This window comes from Pseudomonas sp. CJQ_9, assembly GCF_043106615.1.
GTDB lineage: Bacteria > Pseudomonadota > Gammaproteobacteria > Pseudomonadales > Pseudomonadaceae > Aquipseudomonas > Aquipseudomonas juntendi.
The window spans coordinates 28,883-45,929 of the sequence record NZ_JBICMS010000012.1; the positions used below are offsets into that span (position 1 = coordinate 28,883).

General features: G+C 67.9%; 1 protein-coding gene. It reads left to right on the plus strand.

Features of this window, described 5'->3' with window-relative positions; translation table 11 throughout:
* Positions 1 to 158: 158 nt before the first annotated feature.
* On the plus strand, positions 159 to 17,039 hold the full coding sequence (locus ACF8SD_RS01890; RefSeq protein ID WP_392483464.1) for a BapA/Bap/LapF family large adhesin: 16,881 nt from the start codon (positions 159 to 161) through the stop codon (positions 17,037 to 17,039).
* Positions 17,040 to 17,047: the final 8 nt, after the last annotated feature.

Genomic DNA, 17,047 nt, shown 5'->3' on the forward strand with positions numbered 1-17,047 from the left:
GCCATCTGGTTGCTTCCCGCCTGGCTGCTATATCTCCCTAACCACCCCACTCTCGGCTGCCTGGTCGAGGCTGTGCGTAACACCCCTGCACGGGTCCTGTTACTGCGGTTGTAGCCCGATAACGGGCTGGGGGTTCCGGACACCAGCAGGGAGCATCCATGGACAACATCGTCGTCGCCGATAAGCAAACTGAAGTCGCCACTCAGAGCGCCTGGGGCAATATCAATCTCAAAGGGCCAGGCGTCGTGCAGATGCCCGTGGCTCCCGATCAGCTGGCCACCGTCACCCAGCGCGGGCAGGACTTGGTCCTCACCCTGAAGTCCGGGGAAAAAATCACCATCGGCAATTTCTTCGCAGTGGACCAGGCCGGTGTCGGCAGCGACATTGTCTTCGTTGGCGAGGACGGCACCCTGTGGCACGCCCAGTACAATGCGGCGGCATTCGAGGGCTTCACCTTCGAAGACGTAAACTCCCTGGATGAGCTGGTTGCAGGCCTGGGTACCGCTGGCAGCGCCATGCCCACCTGGGCGATTGCCGGGCTCAGCCTGCTCGGTGCCGGCGGTGCGGCGGCGGCGGCCGGCAGCGGGGGTGGCGGTGGCGGGGGTGGCTCCGACCCGGACACTACCCCACCGGCCACGCCCATCGACCTGTTGGTATCGCCCGATGGCCTGCGCCTGAGCGGCCGTGCCGAAGCCGGCTCGACGGTAACCGTACGCGGGGCCGACGGCGCGGTGCTGGGCACTGCCGTAGCCGGCGCCGACGGCCAGTTCAGCATCACCCTGCAACCTGCGCAAACCGATGGTCAGGCCCTGGAGGTCAGTGCCAGCGATGCTGCCGGAAATGTTTCACCACCGGCCAGCATCAATGCGCCAGACATCGACACGCCCGACACCACGGCCCCCGACCAGCCGAGCGACCTGGCCCTTGCCAACGGCGTTACCCTCAGCGGTCGCGGCGAGCCGGGTGCCACCGTACAGGTGCGCGATACTGCCGGTAACCTGATCGGCAGCGGCGTGGTCAACGCCGACGGCACTTTCAGCCTCACCCTTTCCCCCGCACAAGCCAACGGTGAAGCCCTGGACATACGCCAGGTAGATGCCGCCGGCAACAGCTCGACACCCTTGGCGTTCACAGCCCCGGATATCACCGCCCCGGCTGCGCCGAGCGCACTGGTGATCAGCGAGGACGGTACGGTACTCACCGGCCGTGCCGAACCCGGCAGCACCGTACGTATCCTCGCCGCCGACGGCAGCGAGCTGGGCACCGCAGTGGTCGGCGCCACGGGCGTATTCAGCATCACCCTCAGCCCGGCGCAAGTGGATGGCCAAACACTGCAAGCCACGGCCACCGACGCATCTGGCAACACCTCTACCGCCAGTTCGGTGACCGCGCCGAGCGTCGACGGCGGCGACACCACCCCACCCGAAGCACCGAGCGACCTGGCCATCGGCCTGGCCGGCAGCCAGCTCAGCGGCCGTGGCGAAGCCGGCAGCACCGTGCAGGTGCGTGATGCCGCAGGCACGGTCATCGCAACCGGCACCGTCGGCGCGGATGGCACCTTCGCCATTACCCTGGACCCGGCCGTCAAGGATGGCAGCACCCTGCAAGTCACCCTCACCGACGCTGCCGGCAACGTGTCGCAGCCAGGCGCAGTGACGTCGCCCGACCTGCTGCCACCGGCACAGCCCACCGACCTGGCACTGGCGGACGGCGTGACCTTCACCGGCCGCGGCGAACCGGGTGCCACCGTACAGGTGCGCGACGCTGCCGGTAACCTGCTCGGCTCGGCGGAGGTCAACCAGGACGGAACGTTCAGCCTCAACCTGTCCCCTGCCCAGGCCAACGGTGAAGCGCTTGACGTACGCCTGGTCGACGCCGCCGGCAACAGCTCGACGCCCCTGCAATTCAACGCCCCGGACATTACTGCGCCGGATGCCGTAAGCGATATCCTGGTCGGTGCGGGCGGCACCAGCCTCAGTGGCCATGGCGAAGCAGGGGCTTCTGTGGAAGTGCGGGATGCCGACGGCAACCTGCTGGGTCGTGGCCTGGTCACGGCCAACGGCACCTTCCTGATCGACCTCGACCCGGCCGTGCAACCCGGCGACCAGCTGACCCTGCTGCAAGTGGACCCCAGCGGCAACGCTTCGGTGGCCGTCGAGTACGATGTCCCCCTCACCCCTGCCCCGGCCAGCCCCAGCGGGCTGGCCATCGATGCCGATGGCACTACCCTCACGGGCAGCGCCCCTGCCGGCAGCCGAGTGGAAGTACGCGATGCCAGCGGCACGCTGATTGGCAGCGCCACAGCCAACGCCGACGGCAGCTTCAGTATCGAACTCACCCCTGCCCAGGCCAACGGCGAACTGCTGGACGTACTGGCCCTCGATGCCGAGGGCGTGTCCTCCGTGCCCACCCAGATCACCGCGCCCGATATCACGGCACCCGCGGCACCTGCCGAGCTGGCAGTCAGTGCCGACGGCAGCGTGATCACCGGCCGCGCCGAACCCGGCAGCACCGTGCGCATCGTCGCAGCCGATGGTACCGAACTGGGCAGCGCCGTGGTCGGCCCGACCGGGGTGTTCAGCATCGAGCTGGCCCCACCACAGACTGACGGTGAAGTGCTGCAAGCCACCGCCACCGATGCCGCGGGCAACACCTCAGCCACCAGCGCGGTGACCGCGCCGGACCTCGATGGGGTCGATACCACGCCACCGACAGCGCCGACCGACCTGGCCATAGCGCTGGCCGGTAGCCAGCTGAGCGGCCGCGGCGAACCGGGCGCCAGCGTGCAAGTCCGTGACGCGGCCGGGAATATCCTGGCCACCGGCAGCGTAGGTGCCGACGGCAGTTTCACCATCACCCTGGACCCGCCGGTGAATGACGGCAGTGCCCTGCAAGTGACCCTGACCGATGCTGCCGGCAACCTGTCGCCTCCCGGCTCGGTCACCTCACCCGACCTGCAACCACCTGCGCCGCCAACCGAATTGGCCCTGCTTGGTGGGGTCACCTTCAATGGCCGCGGCGAGCCCGGCGCCACCGTGCAGGTGCGCGACGCGGCTGGCACCCTTATCGGCAGCGGCGTGGTGGGTGCGGACGGAGCGTTCAGCCTGTCCTTGTCACCTGCCCAGGCCAATGGCGAGGCCCTGGATGTGCGCCTGGTCGATGCTGCCGGCAACAGCTCGACACCGCTGGCAATCACCGCACCCGACACCACGCCACCGGCGGCTGTGAGCAACATCGTGGTCGGCGCCGATGGCCTGGCGCTGAGTGGGCGTGGTGAAGCCGGCGCCACCGTTGAAGTGCGAGATGCCGACGGCACCGTGATCGGCAGCGGCGTGGTCAGCGCTAACGGTACCTTCCTGATCGACCTCGAACCGGCCGTGCAGCCCGGCGCGCAACTGAGCCTGGTGCAGACCGACCCGAGTGGCAATGCCTCCGAGGCGCTGCAGTTCGCAGTGCCGACCACGCCTGCGCCCGCCAGCCCCAGCGACCTGGTGGTTGCCGAAGATGGCAGCAGCATCAGCGGCACCGCGCCGGCTGGCACCCGTGTGGAGGTCCATGATGCCAATGGCACGCTGCTTGGCAGTGGGGTTGCAGGCGACGATGGCAGCTTCACCGTCACCCTCGACCCCGCCCAGGCCAATGGCGAACTGCTGGACGTGGTGGCCATTGATGACAGCGGTGCTTCGTCCCTGCCAGCCCAGATCTCCGCACCGGACATCACCCCACCGGTCACCCCCAGCGAGCTGGTGATCAGCGCCGACGGCAGCGTGCTCACCGGCCGTGCCGAAGCCGGCAGCACCGTACGCGTGCTGGCGGCCGACGGCACCACGGTGCTTGGCACCGCGGTAGTCGGTGCCACCGGCAGCTTCAGCATCCCCCTCGACCCCGCCCAGGTAAACGGCGAGGTGCTGCAAGTTACCGCTACCGATAATGCCGGCAATGCTTCTGCGGCCGGCACCGTCACCGCCCCAGACATTGACGGTGGCGACAACACACCACCGCTGGCACCCACAGACCTGGTGATCGGCCTGGCCGGCGGCCAGCTGAGCGGTCGCGGCGAACCCGGCACCCGCGTGGAGGTGCGTGACGCCCAAGGTAATGTGCTGACCAACGGCACGGTCAACCCGGATGGCAGCTTCGTCCTCACCCTGAGCCCAGCCGTCAACGACGGCAGCGCCCTGCAAGTAACCCTGACCGACGCTGCCGGCAACGTTTCGCAACCTGGTACGGTTACCGCACCGGACCTGCAGGCCCCGGCCCAGCCGACCGACCTGGCCCTGGCCGATGGCATCACCTTCACTGGCCGTGGCGAACCTGGCGCCACCGTGCAGGTGCGCAATGCGGATGGCACCCTTATCGGCAGCGGCGTGGTCGGTGCGGACGGGGCGTTCAGCCTGTCCTTGTCACCTGCCCAAGCCAATGGCGAAGCCCTGGATGTGCGCCTGGTCGATGCTGCCGGCAACAGCTCGACACCGCTGGCATTCACCGCATCCGACACCACGCCACCGGCGGCTGTGAGCGACATCGTGGTCGGCGCCGATGGCCTGGCGCTGAGTGGGCGTGGCGAAGCCGGCGCCACCGTTGAAGTGCGCAACGCCGATGGCACCGTGATCGGCAGCGGCGTGGTCGCTGCCAATGGCGTTTTCCTGATCGACCTGAATCCCGGCGCGCAGCCCGGCGCTCAGTTGAGCCTGGTGCAAACCGACCCGAGCGGTAATGCCTCCGAAGCGCTGCAGTTCGAGGTGCCGGTCACCCCTGCCCCTGCCAGCCCGAGCGACTTGATAGTCGCCGAAGATGGCAGCAGCATCAGCGGCGCCGCGCCGGCCGGCAGCCGCGTGGAGGTCTACGGTGCCGACGGAACGCTGGTTGGCAGTGTGCAGGTTGGCCAGGACGGCACCTTCACGGTCATTCTCAACCCGGCCCAGGCCAATGGCGAACTGCTGGAGGTGGTGGCCATCGATGGCAGCGGTGCTTCGTCCCTGCCAGCCCAGGTCTCCGCACCGGACATCACCCCACCGGTCACCCCCAGCGAGTTGGTGATCAGCGCCGACGGCAGCGTGGTCACCGGCCGCGCAGAAGTCGGCAGCACCGTACGCGTGCTGGCGGCCGACGGTACCACGCTGCTCGGCACCGTGGTGGTCGGTGCCACCGGCAGCTTCAGCATCACCCTCGACCCCGCCCAGGTGAACGGCGAGGTGCTGCAAGTTACCGCTACCGATGCCGCCGGCAATGCTTCAACTGCCGGCAGCCTCACCGCACCAGACATTGACGGTGGCGACAACACGCCACCGGAAGCCGCCACCAACCTGCTTGTCGGCCTGGCCGGTGCCCAGCTCAGCGGCCGCGGTGAAGCCGGTACCAGCGTGCAAGTGCGCGATGCCCAAGGCAACGTGCTGGCAAACGGCACGGTCAACCCGGATGGCAGCTTCACTCTGATGCTGGAACCTGCAGTCAAGGACGGCAGCACCTTGCAAGTGGTGCTGACCGACGCCGCCGGCAATGCCTCCGCCCCTGCGTCGGTGGTAACGCCGGACCTGCAGGCGCCTGCGCAGCCCACCGGGCTGGCGCTGGTCGACGGCGTCACCCTCAGCGGTAGCGGCGAGCCAGGCGCCAGCGTGCAGGTGCGCGATGCCGCGGGCACCCTGCTGGGCAGCGCTCAGGTCAACGACGACGGCACGTTCAGCGTGACCCTGACACCAGCACAGGCCAACGGCGAAGTGCTGGACATTCGCCTGGTGGATGCTGCCGGCAACATTTCCTCGCCACTGCAGTATCAGGCGCCAGACACCACTGCGCCGGCGCAGGTCAGCGATATCGTGGTCGGCTCCGATGGCCTGGCCTTGAGCGGGCGTGGCGAAGCCGGCGCTACCGTGCAGGTGCGCGACGCCAACGGCACCCTGATCGGCAGCGGCGTGGTGACCGCGAACGGCACCTTCCTGCTCGACCTCGACCCGGCCGCGTTGCCGGGTGAACGCTTGAGCCTGGTCCAGACCGACCCGAGCGGCAACGCCTCGCTGGCGCTGGACTATGACGTGCCGCTGGTAACCATACCGCTCAGCCCAAGCGACCTGGTGGTCGCCGAAGACGGTACCAGCGTCAGTGGCTCGGCCCCCGTGGGCAGCCGCGTGGAAGTGCATGATGCCGAGGGTGCGCTGATCGGTAGCGTGGTGGTAGGCGCCGAAGGCACCTTCACCGTCGTCCTCGACCCGGCCCAGGCCAATGGCCAACTGCTGGATGTGGTAGCCATCGACAACAACGGCACCTCGTCGCTGCCGGTACAGGTCAGCGCACCAGACATCACGCCACCGGTGGCGCCAAGCGAACTGGCCATTGCCGCCGACGGCACCGCCGTCAGCGGCCGTGCCGAACCTGGCAGCACCGTGCGCGTGCTGGCGGCCGATGGCAGCACCGTACTTGGCACCGTGGTGGTAGGCGCCAGTGGTGCGTTTGAAATCACCCTTAGCCCTGCCCAGGTGGCGGGCGAACAGTTGCAAGTGGTTGCTACCGACGCAGCCGGCAATGCCTCGCAGGCCGGCACCCTTACCGCACCGGTCATCGACAACGGCGGCGACACCACGCCACCAGAGCCTGCCACCAACCTGGCGATCAGCAATGACGGCCGCACCGTGTCGGGCCGCGGCGAAGCCGGCACCACCGTAGAGGTACGCAACGACCAGGGCCAGCTGCTGGTCAGCGGCACCGTGCAGCAGGACGGCAGTTTCAACGTTACCCTGCCCACCCCGGTGGTGGATGGCTCGTCACTGCAAGTGACCTTGACCGATGCTGCTGGCAACGTGTCCAGCCCAAGCCCGCTGACCGCACCGGATCAGGTGGCGCCATTGCAACCCACCGACCTGGCGCTGGTCGATGGCGTCAGCCTGACCGGCAATGCCGAGGCCGGTGCCCGGGTAGAGGTACGCGACGCTGCTGGCAACGTGATCGGCAGTACCCTCGCCGAAGCGGATGGCAGTTTCAGCCTCACCCTCGACCCGGCGCAGGCCAATGGCGAAACGGTCAGCGTGCGGGTGACCGACGCCGCAGGCAACACCTCTCTGCCGTTGAGCTACGTAACCCCGGACATCACCCCGCCCGGCATTATCAGCAATGTGGTGCTGGGTGCTGGCAGCCTGGTCGTTTCCGGCCGCGGTGAAGCGGGTGCCACGGTAGAAATCCGGGATGGCGATGGCAACGTGATCGGCACCGGGGTGGTGGCAGCGAATGGCACCTTCCTGATCGACCTCGACAGCCCACTGGCCGCAGGCGACACCATTGCGTTGCAACAGACCGATGCCGCCGGCAACCCTTCGGTTGCCCTGACGGTCACCGTACCGGCCATTGCCGTGCCGGACAGCCCGACGGGGCTGGTGGTAGCTGCCGATGGCAGCGCCATCAGTGGTAGGGCCCCGGCTGGCAGCCTGGTGGAAGTGCGGGATGCCCAAGGCGGTGTGCTGGGTAGCGTGCAAGTCGGCAACGACGGCAGCTTCAACATCCCCCTCAGCCCTGCCCAGGCGAACGGCGAGCTGCTGGATGTGGTAGCCATCGACGCGGATGGCAACAGCTCACTGCCGACCCAGATCGGCGCACCGGACATCACCCCGCCCAACGAGGCCAGCGAGTTGCAACTGAGCAACGATGGCAGCGTATTGACCGGCCGTGGCGAACCCGGCACCAGCGTGCAGGTGGTGGGCGCCCAGGGCAACGTACTGGGCAATGCCCAGGTGGGCGCCGATGGCGTGATCAGCGTGGTCCTGAACCCGGCGCAAACCGATGGCCAGGAGCTGGACGTGGTGCTGCGTGACGCCGCTGGCAACAGCTCGACCGCCACCGTTATCGCACCTGACCTGGATGGCCCGCTGCAACCGTCGGGTCTGGCCATCGACAGCGCCGGCATCCACCTCACCGGCCAGGGCCAGAGCGGCTCGCTGGTCACCGTGCGCGATGCCGACGGCAATGTGCTGGGGACCGCCACCGTGGGCGGGGACGGGCGCTTCGACGTCACCCTCAACGCACCGCAGCGCAATGGCGAAAGCCTGACCGTGGAAGCCACCGACAGCCAAGGCAACAGCGCCGGGCCAGTGGACTTCACCGCACCAGACAGTACCCCGCCGCAAGCAGTGACCAACCCGGCCATCGATGGCGACGGCGTCACGGTCACCGGCAACGGTGAACCGGGTGCGACCGTGACCGTACGCGGGCCGGACGGCAGCGTACTGGGCAGCATCGTGGTAGGCGCCGGTGGTGCGTTCGAAATCACCCTCGATACCCCGCAAACCAACGGTCAGGCCCTGACCGTCGAGCAGCGCGACGCCAGTGGCAACCTGTCGACCGCGGTTGACTTGTCGGCACCGGATACCCAGGCCCCCGACACCCCCACCGGCCTGGTTCTGGCGGGTGACGGAGGCAGCCTGAGCGGTAGCGGCGAGCCGGGGGCGCAGGTAACCGTGACCGGCGCCGGCGGCGCCGTGCTGGGCACTGCCACCGTACAAGCGGACGGCAGCTTCCAGGTGACCATCGACCCACCGCAGCTCAATGGCCAGACCTTGGCCGTCACCCAGGCGGACGCGACCGGCAATACCTCCACTGCCGGCAGCGTCACTGCGCCGGACCTGGAAGCCCCGGTAGCCGCTGAAGGCCTGGGCATCAATGGCACGGGCACGGCACTCAGCGGCCAGGCCGAACCAGGCAGTACCGTGGAGGTGCGCAACGGCGCCGGCGACCTGCTGGGCACCGCGCAGGTGGACGAGGACGGCAGCTTCAGCGTGCCCCTGGCCCCCGCCCAGACCAACGGCGAAACCGTGTCCGTGGTGGTGATCGACGCCGGCGGCAACACGTCGCCATCCGTGGCGTTCACCGCCGACGACAGCACCGCACCGCAAGCACCGGGTGGCCTGACCATAAGCGCGGGCGGCAATACCCTTCAGGGCACGGGCGAAGCGGGCAGCACCGTGGAGGTACGCAACGCCGCCGGCGACCTGCTGGGTAGTGTGGTGGTGCCGGTTGGCGGCAGCTTCACTGTCGCGGTCAGCCCGGCCCAGCTCGATGGCCAGGCGCTGCAGGTGACCTTGACCGATGTGGCGGGCAATGTCTCCGACAGCACCCCGATCACTGCACCCGACCTCACCCCGCCGGCCCTGCCCACCGGGGTGGTGGTCAGCGAAGACGGCAGCACGGTCAGCGGCAATGCACCGGGCGCTGATACCGTGACGGTGCGTGACGGCGCAGGCGTGGAAACCACGGTTGAAGTGAACCCCGACGGCAGCTTCAACGTGCCACTGCCAACCCCGCAGAACAACGGCGAAAGCGTGACCGTGATCGTCACCGACCCGGCGGGCAACAGCTCGGCACCGGTTACCGTTACCGCACCCGACACCACCGACCCGGAACCTGCCAGCGGCGTGACTGTGAGCCCCGACGGCAGCAGCGTCGGCGGCACTGCAGAGCCGGGCAGCACCGTGGTCATCCGCAACCCGGACAACAGTGACCGTGGCACCACCACCGCAGGGCCGGATGGTACCTTCGTGGTGCCGGTCGACCCGCCGCTGGCCGCTGGCGAAGAGGTCAGCGTGGTGGTCATCGACCCGGCCGGCAATGAATCCGACGGTGTGACTCTGACTGGCCCGACCGGCAGCGAAGTGGCCACCCCGGCGGACCTTGACATCAGCGCCGACGGCTTCGTGCTGACGGGTACCGGTACCGTGGGTGCGTTGATCACCGTGACATCCGCCGGTACCACGCTGGGCACCGCGACGGTGGGCAGCGATGGTGTCTTCCGGGTGTTCTTCAGCAACGCCCAGCTCAATGCACAGACCTTGCAGGTCAGCGCACGGATAGGCACCGACGGCCAGCCATCGGTACCGGCCACCGTGGTCGCCAACGATACCACTGCACCCGAAGCCCCGAGCGCCACCATCGACCGCACCGGCAGCACGCTGACCGGCCAAGGCGAAGTGGGCGCCAACGTGCGGGTCACCGACGCCCAGGGCAATGTGCTGGGTAGCGGCGTGGTCGGCAGCAATGGCCTGTACAGCATCACTCTGTCGCCGGCGGCGGCCAACGGCCAGAACCTGATCGTCACCCAGGCCGATGCTGCGGGTAACGTGTCGCTGGCCGCCAGCCTGCAGGCACCTGACCTGCAGGCCCCTGCCGCCGCCAGCAACCTCAGCCTGAACGCCGCCGCCACCGTGGTCAGCGGCCAGGGCGAAGCCGGTGCCAGTGTCACTGTGCGCGATGCCAGTGGCGCCATTCTGGCTACCGGCACCGTCAACCAAAGCGGCCAGTTCCAGATCACCCTGCCCAGCGCGCAAGTCAGCGGCAGCCCGCTGCAGGTCACCCTCAGTGATGCCGCAGGCAACGTATCAGGCCCCGCCAGCCTGGCTACCCCGGATCGCACGCCACCTGCCGCCATTGTCGACCCGCTGCTCAGTGCCGACGGCAGGCAGCTTTCCGGTAGCGGTGAAGTGGGCGCTACGGTACAGGTCAGCAATGCCGCCGGTACTGTGCTGGGTAGCGCTACGGTGGGCGCCGATGGCCGCTTCACCGTGACGTTCGACACGCCGCAAAACAGTGGTCAGGCCATTGGCGTGGCGCAAATAGACGCCGCCGGCAATACCTCGCCAGCGGTGACCGTGGCCACGCCAGACCTGACCCCGCCAGCACCGCTGACCAATGTGGTGCTGAACAACAACGGCCTGACCCTCAGTGGCCTGGGCGAAGCCGGCGCCAGCGTGACCGTGCGCGGGCCTGACGGCACCATCATCGGCACCGGCCTGGTCGCGGCCAACGGCAGCTTCAGCCTGACCTTGACCACTGCCCAGCTCAACGCCCAGCAACTGAGCGTGACCCAGACCGATGCCGGCAACAACACCTCCAGCGCCGTGGCGGTGACCGCACCGGACTTCACCCCGCCAGCAGCACCCACGGCATTGGCCCTGTCGGCGACCGGGCTGCAACTGACCGGTAACGCCGAAGCCGGCAGCACCGTGACCGTCCGCGATGCCGGCGGCAGTGTGCTGGGCAGCGCGGTGGCCAGCAGCAATGGCACTTTCCAGGTCACGTTGAACAGTGCCCAGACCAACGGCCAGACCCTGCAGGTAACCGCCACCGATGCGGCGGGCAATGTATCGCCAGCGGCGCCGTACACGGCCGCCGATACCACGCCGCCCGCGGCGGTCGGCAACCTGGCGGTGTCTGCCGACGGCGCGACCCTTACCGGCCAGGGCGAAGCAGGTGCGACGGTCACCGTACGCGCCCCGGACGCGACCGTACTGGGTACCGCAACCGTGGCGGCCGATGGCAGCTTCAGCGTGGCCTTGTCACCTGCGGCGCTCACCGGTGAACGCCTGGGCGTGCTGCAAACCGATGCCGCGCAGAACGCCTCGCCTGAGCAAAACGTGACTGCGCCGGGCATTCTGGCCCCCGCCACGCCAGACAACCTGTTGCTGGCTGCAGACGGTCTATCGGTCACCGGCACCGCCACAGCGGGCAGCACGGTCACTGTCTACGGCCCCAACGGCGCGGTGCTGGGCAGCAGCCCGGTCGCCAACGACGGCACCTTCACCGTCAACCTGGGCAGTGCCCAGGCCAATGGCGAGGTGCTGCATGTGAGCGCAATGGCCAGCGATGGCAGCCTGTCGCTGCCGGCCACCTTGCAGGCGCCAGACACCACGGCGCCACAACCGCTCAGCAACCTGATGCTGTCCAGCGACGGCCTGGTCCTGACCGGGCGCGGCGAACCAGGCGCCACCGTTACCGTGGTCGGTGAAGGCGGTATCGACCTGGGCACGGCAGTGGTCGATGCCAGTGGCAACTTCAGCGCCACCCTGGGCAGCGTCCAGCTCAACGGCGAACAGCTCAGCGCCAGCCAGGCCGATGCCGCCGGCAACGAGTCCAACAGCGTCAGCATCACCGCCCCTGACCGCTTGGCACCGGATGCCGCCGCAGACCTGGCATTCGCCGGGGGCGGCAGCCTGCTCAACGGTAGCGGCGAGGCCGGCGCCAGCGTGTGGGTAATGGCTGCCGATGGCAGCGTGCTGGGCACGGCCGTGGTGCGCGCCGACGGCAGCTTCCAGGTCGTGCTCGCCTCGCCGCAAGCCAACGGCCAGCCGCTACAGGTGCTCCTGACCGATGCGGCCGGCAACCAGTCGGCCGCCAGCCCCATAACCGCGCCAGACACTACGCCACCTGCGGCGCCGAGCGACCTGGCGGTTTCCGGCGATGGTGTCACCCTGACCGGCCGCGGCGAAGTCGGCGCCGAGGTGACCGTGACCGACCCGAGCGGCGCCCCGATCGGCAGCGCCATCGTCGATGCCAGCGGGCACTTCACCATTACCCTGAACCCGGCACTGGGCAACGCCGAGCTGCTCAGCTTCACCCAGGCCGACGCCGCCGGTAACGTGTCGGCAGCAGCGACCCTGCAGACCCCAGACTTCACCCCACCTGCACCGCTCACCCAGGTGGTGATCAACGCCGACGGCAGTGTGGTCACTGGCCTGGGTGAGGCCGGCGCCACCGTGATCGTGAGCAACGCCGCCGGTACCGTTCTGGGAACCGGTACGGTGCTGGCCGACGGCAGCTTCAGCGTCGAGTTGTCGCCTGCACAAATCGACAACCAAGTGCTGTCGGTACTGCAGGCCGATCCGCCCGGCAACGTCAGCGCGCCCGTCAGCGTGCAGGCGCCGGACTTCACGCCCCCCGCTGCTGCAACCGAGTTGCGGCTCAATACGGCAGGCGATGTGCTGACCGGGGTTGGCGAAGCGGGTACCACGGTGCGCGTCTATGTGGGTACAACGCAAGTCGGCACCACCACGGTCACTGCCGACGGCACCTTCAGCGTCGGCCTGGACACCGCCCAGCTCAATGGCCAGCAGGTGCAGGTAACCCTCACCGACGCCAGTGACAACGTGTCGCCGATCAGTACCGTCACGGCAGTCGACGTAACGCCGCCGGCCATCGTCATTGCCAGCATCAACGACAGCGGTACCCAGTTGATCGGCACCGCCGAGGCCGGTACCCGGGTCACGGTGATAAACAACAACGGTGACCTGCTGGGCCAGGTGACGGTCGACCTGGATGGCACCTTCGTCCTCGGTTTGAGCCAGCCTCAGATCAACGGCGAAACGCTGACCATCATTGCCCAGGACGCCACCGGTAACCCGTCGCCCCCCCTGGAGCTGAGCGCCCCCGACCTGACCGCACCGGTGCAGCCAAGCGACTTGCTGCTGAACCCGGCCGGTACGTCGATGACCGGCACTGCCGAGGCCGGCACGCTGATCACCGTGCGTGGCCCGGACAACACCCTTGTGGGCCAAGTGGAAGTCGGTGCCGACGGGCGCTTCACCGTGCCCATCAGCCCGGCGCAGAACAACGGCCAGTTGCTCAGCGTGGTGTCTACCGACGACGCCGGCAACGTCTCGGTTGCTGCGCCCTACCAGGCCAACGACACCTCGCCACCTGACTTGGTGACCAACCTGGCAATCAACAACAGCTTCAACGTACTCACCGGCAAGGGCGAGGCCAATGCCACGGTCACCGTCAGCCTGGGCGGCAGCGTGATAGGCACTGGCACGGTAGACGGCGCTGGCAACTTCCAGATCAACCTGACGCCGGCGGCAGGCTCGCTGGCAACGTTGGCCATCACCCAGTCCGACGGCACCAATACGTCGGCGGTGGCGACCTATGTCACGCCGCTGGTGGCTCCGCCAACACCGCCGACCAACGTGACGCTGGGCAGCGACGGCCTGACCTTGTCGGGTAACGCGCCCAGCGGCGTCGGCATCCGTGTCTACGATGACGCAGGCAACCTGATCGGTACCGGTGGCGCGACATTGAACGGTACCTTTACGCTGACGCTCAACTCGGCACAGCTCAACGGCGAGTACCTGCAGGTCACCGCCGTGGCCCTGGTGGGCGGCGAGTCGCAACCCACCTTCTTGCAGGCAGCTGATAGCACAGCACCGGCCGACCCGCTGGTGACCAGCCTGTCGACCAACGGCCTGGTGCTGAGCGGTACCGGCGAGGCCGGTGCCACGGTGACCGTGCGCGATGCCGGTGGCAATCTGCTCGGCAGCGCCGTGGTCAATGGCGGTGGTGTGTACACCGTCAACCTCAACGCCGCGCAGCTCAATGGCCAGGTATTGGCGGTGAGCCAGGCCGACGCTGCGGGCAATACGTCCGGCAGCACCCGCTACACCGCTGCCGACCTGCAACCGCCTGCGCTACCGACCAATGTCACCATCAACGGCGCGGGGACTGTGGTGACCGGTAATGGTGAAGCCGGCGCCACCGTCACCGTGCAAGGCGCCAACGGTCCGGTGGGCAGTGCAGTGGTGCAAGCCGACGGCACCTTCAGCGTCACCCTGACCACGCCACAGAACGACGGGCAATTGCTGGTGGTGCGCCAGGCGGACGCTGCGGGCAACCTGTCCAGCAGCGTCAACCTCAACGCCCCGGACACCACCCCGCCGGCGGCGCCGCTGGCCACCATCAATACCAACGGCACAATGGTCAGTGGCTCTGGCCAGGTTGGCAGCACGGTTACCGTGCGCAACAGTGCCGGGACCGTGCTGGGTACGGCAACCGTGGGCAGCACCGGCCTGTTCGTGGTCAGCCTGAATGCCGCGCAGATCGACAACCAGGCACTGAGCGTCACCCTCACCGACAGTGCCGGCAACGTGTCTACCGGTACCACCCTGACCGCCCCGGACCTGACCCCGCCTGCTGCGGCCGCCAACCTGGCGATCAGTGCCGACGGCAGCACCCTGACCGGTACCGGTGAAGTGGGTGCCACGGTGACCGTGCGCAGCGCCAGCGGCACCGTGCTGCAAACCGCCACCGTGCAAGCCGATGGCAGCTTTACCGTGACCCTCAGCCCCCCTCAGGACAACGGGCAGGTGCTTGCGGTGACACTGAGCGACCCACGCGGCAACGTGTCGGGCAACGCCAACATCACTGCACCGGATGTGGATGCCAACGCCCCGGTCATCGCCAGCGATAACCTCGCCACGGCGACGGTCGACCTGGCCGCGGTCACCGCCAGCAGGACCTACACCGACAGCTTCACCACCCTGCTGGCAGGGTTCACCAAGACCTACACCTGGACGGTAGCCGCCGGCACCACGGCCGACCCCACGCTGACCCTGACCACCAGCAGTGCACTGGCCCTGCTGGACAACACCACCTTCACCCTGCAGGTGAAGAATGCCAGCGGAACCTGGGTCACGCTGGCCACCGGTAACAGCCAGGGCTTGCTGGACCTGATCCTGTTGCCGTTGGGCCAAGGCCTGCGAGTCGACATCGGGGAGCTGCAGGCGGGCGATTACCGCCTGACGGTGGGCAGCGGCGGCATTGGCCTGATCACCAATGTCAGCACCTCGCTGGATATCACCTCCACCAGCCTGACCGAGTTCACCGGTACTGGCACAGCCACCTCTGGCAACGTCATCACCGACGTGGGCACCGATGGCGTGGTGGATGCGCGGGGCCCGGACAGCGCCGCGGTGCTGCAGGTGCTCAAAGGGGGCAGCTACGTCTCGGCCGGCAGTGCCACCACGGTGCAAGGCCTGTACGGCACGCTGGTGATCCGCGGCGACGGCAGCTACACCTACACGCCAAACGGCAGCCCCGCCAGCGTCGGCAAAGTGGATGTGTTCAGCTACCAGCTGGTGCACCCCAACGGCCTGTCCGACAGCGCCAACCTGTATGTGCGCATCGATAGCCCACAAGCCACGGAAGTCTGGAGCGACAGTAACTACGCGGCGCCAGCCACGGTACTTGACGCAGTCAATGACGTAGGCTTCAGCAACCTGACCCTGGCCAACCGGGTAGACACCAGCAGCAGTACGCTGGGCTCGTTGACCCTGCCGCTGATCGGCAGCCGCCAGGCCACCTACACTACCACGGTGGCTGCCGATACCACGGCTAACCTGCAAGTGGTACTCAATTCCACCAACCTGCTAAGCCTGCTCAACGGCACCACCCTTGAACTGCTCAAGCTCAACCCGGCCACGGGCCAGTACGTGCTGGTGCAATCGGTAGGCGGTGGCTCGTTGATCAGCCTGTTGGGCGGTGGCGCAGGGTATACCTTCCAGAACCAGGGCGCCGGCACCTACCACGTGCGGGTGACCGCTGGCGGCATTGGCCTGGCCAGCTCGATCACCACCAGTGTCAATGCCACCACCACTTACCTGAACGAGTTCGTGGTCAGTGGCGCCACGGCGGCAACCGGCAACCTGCTGGCGGACGATACCCTAGGTTCGGCACTGACCGTGCTGAGCGTACTGACCGCAGCCAACACCTACACCATACCCGGCTACAACGGAGTGAGCGTGGCGGGCACCTACGGCACGTTGCTGGTGCAGGCCGATGGCAGCTACACCTACACCCTCAACTCGGGGGTCAGCGCCGCGGCGGTCGGCCAGCACGATACCTTCACCTACGAGCTGACGCACCCTAACGGCAGTACCGACACGGCAACGTTGACTATCAATCTGGACAACGCCGCTGGCCTGGTCAGCACCACGTCGCTGCTGGCCGACAGCGGTGAAGAGGCAGTCGCCCTGGCCAGTGTCGCCGCTGTCAGCGATGTGGTTGCCGGCAGCGACGGCAACGACCACCTGGTGGGCAGCCAGGGCGGGCACATCACGCTTGAAGGTGGTGCCGGTGACGACACCCTGGTGATCGTCGACCAGAACTTCGCCAGCGTCGACGGTGGTACGGGTACCGACACCCTGCAATGGGGTGGCGGCGATGTCAGCATCGACCTGGGCAACCTGGTCGGCCGCGTGCACGGCATCGAGGCCATCGACCTCAACGACACCAGCGCGGTGGCCCTGACACTCAACCTGGCCGACGTGGTGGCCATCACCGAAACCGGCACCGACACGTTGATCATCAAGGGCGACAACCATGACTCGGTGCACATGACTGACAACTGGAACCTGGTCGGCAACCAGACCGCCGACGGGATCGACTATAACCAATACACGGCCCAGGAGGACCCGAGCCACCACCTGTGGGTACAGAACGGCATCCACGTCGTCTGAGGCCGCGG